The organism is Nocardia sp. NPDC005978, assembly GCF_040614455.1.
Classification (GTDB): Bacteria; Actinomycetota; Actinomycetes; order Mycobacteriales; family Mycobacteriaceae; genus Nocardia.
Genome location: NZ_JBEXUS010000227.1, coordinates 1 through 3,197, shown reverse-complemented (window position 1 = coordinate 3,197; position 3,197 = coordinate 1). Strand labels below are relative to the sequence as shown.

At 69.8% G+C, this 3,197-nt stretch carries 2 protein-coding genes; both read left to right on the top strand.

Going from position 1 to position 3,197, the window contains the following annotated elements:
* Window positions 1–157 precede the first annotated feature (157 nt).
* Window positions 158–1,534 (top strand): alpha/beta fold hydrolase, encoded by a 1,377-nt coding sequence (locus tag ABZ319_RS40275; protein ID WP_354991859.1) that lies wholly within the window; start codon window positions 158–160, stop codon window positions 1,532–1,534.
* Between the two features lie 75 nt (window positions 1,535–1,609).
* The gene (gene gatB, locus ABZ319_RS40270) at window positions 1,610–3,130 is read left to right on the top strand and encodes an Asp-tRNA(Asn)/Glu-tRNA(Gln) amidotransferase subunit GatB (protein WP_354991858.1); all 1,521 of its coding nucleotides are present in this window, start codon (window positions 1,610–1,612) and stop codon (window positions 3,128–3,130) included.
* Window positions 3,131–3,197: the final 67 nt, after the last annotated feature.

The following is a 3,197-nucleotide window of genomic DNA, read 5'->3' as shown; positions in this document are numbered from 1 at the left end:
GGCCAGTTCGGCCGATACGCCCCCGCCGGCATTCGGCAGCCGGGCGATTCGCCGCCGAGCGCGCGGCCGGTGGCAGGGGCGCGGGCCGATTTCGGCCGCGTTCGCCGGTGAGCTGCGGCGACCGAGATCCGGACCAGGCATCGGTAGGGTGGCGCGTATGCGGAGTGGGCGACTGATCGCGTTGGTGCTGTTCGTTGTTGCCGCGGTGGTGGCCGGATGCTCGTCGGATTCGGAGCCGAGCGAACCCACCATGGGGGAGTGGCACGGCGGCATCCAGACCCCCGGCACGCCACTCGACATCGGGGTGACCTTCACATCGGACGGGGCCACCATCGACATCCCGGTGCAGGGCTTGGCCGCCGCGCCGCTGAAGGATGTGCGGTCCGAGCCGGACGACGTGCACTGGGCCATCGCGGACGTCCCGGGTGATCCGAAGTTCAAGGGACGCTTCGACTCCGCGAGCGACACGATCATCGGTGACTTCACCCAGGCCGGCCAGAGCTTCGCGCTCACCCTCGAACGCGGCCGGGTCGCGCCGATCGCCCGGCCGCAGGAGCCGAAGCCGCCGTACCCCTATCGGTCCGAGGATGTGAGCTATCGCAACGGCGAGGTGACCATCGCGGGCACGCTCACCGCCCCGCAGGGCTCGGGACCGTTCCCGGCGGTACTGCTGATCAGCGGCAGCGGACCGCAGGACCGCAACGAAGAACTCATGGGGCACAAGCCCTTCCTGCTGCTCGCGGACACCCTCACCCGCGCGGGTTACGCGGTGCTGCGCGTGGACGACCGCGGGGTCGGCGGCACCGGCGGCAAGCTCGACGAGGCGACCTACGACGATCTCACCGCCGATGTCGCGGCGGGCGTGGGCTTCTTGCGCGCTCGCGCCGACATCGACCGTGACCGCGTCGGCCTGTTCGGGCACAGCGAGGGCGGCTACCTCGCGCCCAGGACCGCCGCCCGCCCGGACAGCGGCGTCGCGTTCGTCATCTCCATGGCCGGTCCCGGCGTCTCCGGTCGCGATGTGCTGATCGAGCAGAACAGGGTGATCCTCACCGCGGGCGGGGCGACGCCCGAGGAGGTCGACGCCCAGGTGCGATACGTCACCGAGTGGACCGAGGTGCTCGCGCGCGGCGATCTCGCCGGGGCCAAGCAGGTTCAGTTGCGGCACAACGAGTCCGTGCCCGCCGAACAGCGGCAGTCCGAGGCCGCCCTGGACGCGGTGAACACGAAGTACATGGCGTCGTTCCTGGGCTACGATCCGGCCCCGGACCTGTCCGCACTGCGGGTTCCGGTCTTCGCGTTCTTCGGCGACAAGGACGTGCAGGTCCCGCCAGCGCAGAGCGCCGAGCCCATGCGGGCGCTGCTCGCCGGCACCGATTCGACGGTGAAGATCTACCCGGGTCTCAACCACCTCATGCAGCCCGCCCCGACCGGGCAGGTCACCGAATACGTCACCATCGAGACGACCATCGCGCCCGAGGTGCTGACCGACGTGACCGCCTGGCTGACCCAGCGGTTCCCGCCGAAGAAGTAGCGAAAAGGGCCGGAACTCCGGCTGACCCGGCGATCGTCGGGGGCGTGGCGTTTCATTCACCGCGGGACTCATAGGATGGACCTCATGAGTGCAGCCACGGTCGAGTTGATGGATTACGCCGACGTCATCACCCGCTACGAGCCGGTGCTGGGCATGGAGGTCCACGTCGAACTGGGCACCGCGACCAAGATGTTCTGCGGCTGCCCGACCGAATTCGGCGCCGAGCCCAACACCCAGGTGTGCCCGGTCTGCCTGGGCCTGCCCGGCTCGCTGCCGGTGGTGAACGAGAAGGCGGTCGAATCCGCGATTCGCATCGGCCTGGCGCTGAACTGCTCCATCACCCCGTGGGGGCGGTTCGCGCGCAAGAACTACTTCTACCCGGATCAGCCGAAGAACTACCAGATCAGCCAGTACGACGAGCCCATCGCGACCGACGGCTACCTCGACGTGGTGCTCGACGACGGCGAGATCTTCCGGGTCGAGATCGAGCGCGCGCACATGGAGGAGGACACCGGCAAGTCCACCCACATGGGCGGCGCGACCGGTCGTATTCACGGCGCCTCGCACTCGCTGCTGGACTACAACCGTGCCGGGGTGCCGCTCATCGAGATCGTCACCAAGACCATCGAGGGCGCGGGCGAACGCGCACCCGAGGTGGCCCGCGCGTACGTGACCGCGCTGCGCGAGGTGCTCAAGTCCCTGGACGTCTCCGACGTCAAGATGGAGCAGGGCTCGCTGCGCTGCGACGCCAACGTCTCGCTGATGCCGGTGGGCGCCAAGGAATTCGGCACCCGCACCGAGACCAAGAACGTGAACTCGCTCAAGAGCGTCGAGGTCGCGGTGCGCTACGAGATGCGCCGCCAGGCCGCCGTCCTCGCCGCGGGCGGCACGATCACCATGGAGACCAGGCACTTCCACGAGGCCGACGGCTCCACCTCGGCAGGCCGGCCCAAGGAGTCCGCCGAGGACTACCGCTACTTCCCGGAGCCGGACCTCGAGCCCGTCGCGCCGGACGCGGCCTGGGTCGAAGAGCTGCGCGGCACCATCCCCGAGTACCCGTGGCTGCGCCGCGCGCGCATCCAGGCCGACTGGGGCCTGTCCGACGAGGTGTTCCGCGACCTGGTCAACGCCGACGCGCTGGACCTGATCATCGCTACGGTCGACGCCGGGGCGTCCGTGGACGCCGCTCGGTCCTGGTGGGTCGCCTACCTGACCGAGAAGGCCAAGGGCCTCGAGGTCGCCCTGGACGAGCTGCCCATCACCCCGAAGCAGGTCGCCGACGTGGCCGCGCTGGTCGAGGCGAAGACCATCAACAACAAGACCGCCAAGCAGGTCGTCGACTTCGTCCTGGCCGGCGAGGGCGAGCCCGCCGCGATCATCGAGGCCAAGGGCCTGGGCATGGTCAGCGACGACTCCGCCCTCGAGGCCGAGGTCCAGAAGGCCCTGGCCGCCAACCCCGACATCGCCGAGAAGATCAAGTCCGGCAAGGTCGCCGCGGCCGGCAAGGTCGTCGGCGACGTCATGAAGGCCACCCGCGGCCAGGCCGACGCGGCCCGCGTCCGGGAGCTGGTGCTCGCCGCCTGCGGCGTCTCCTGATTCCCGCCACCGCGTGAGCCCCACGCGGTAGCAGAGCCACCGACTTCGGCGCACGACCAAATGGTCG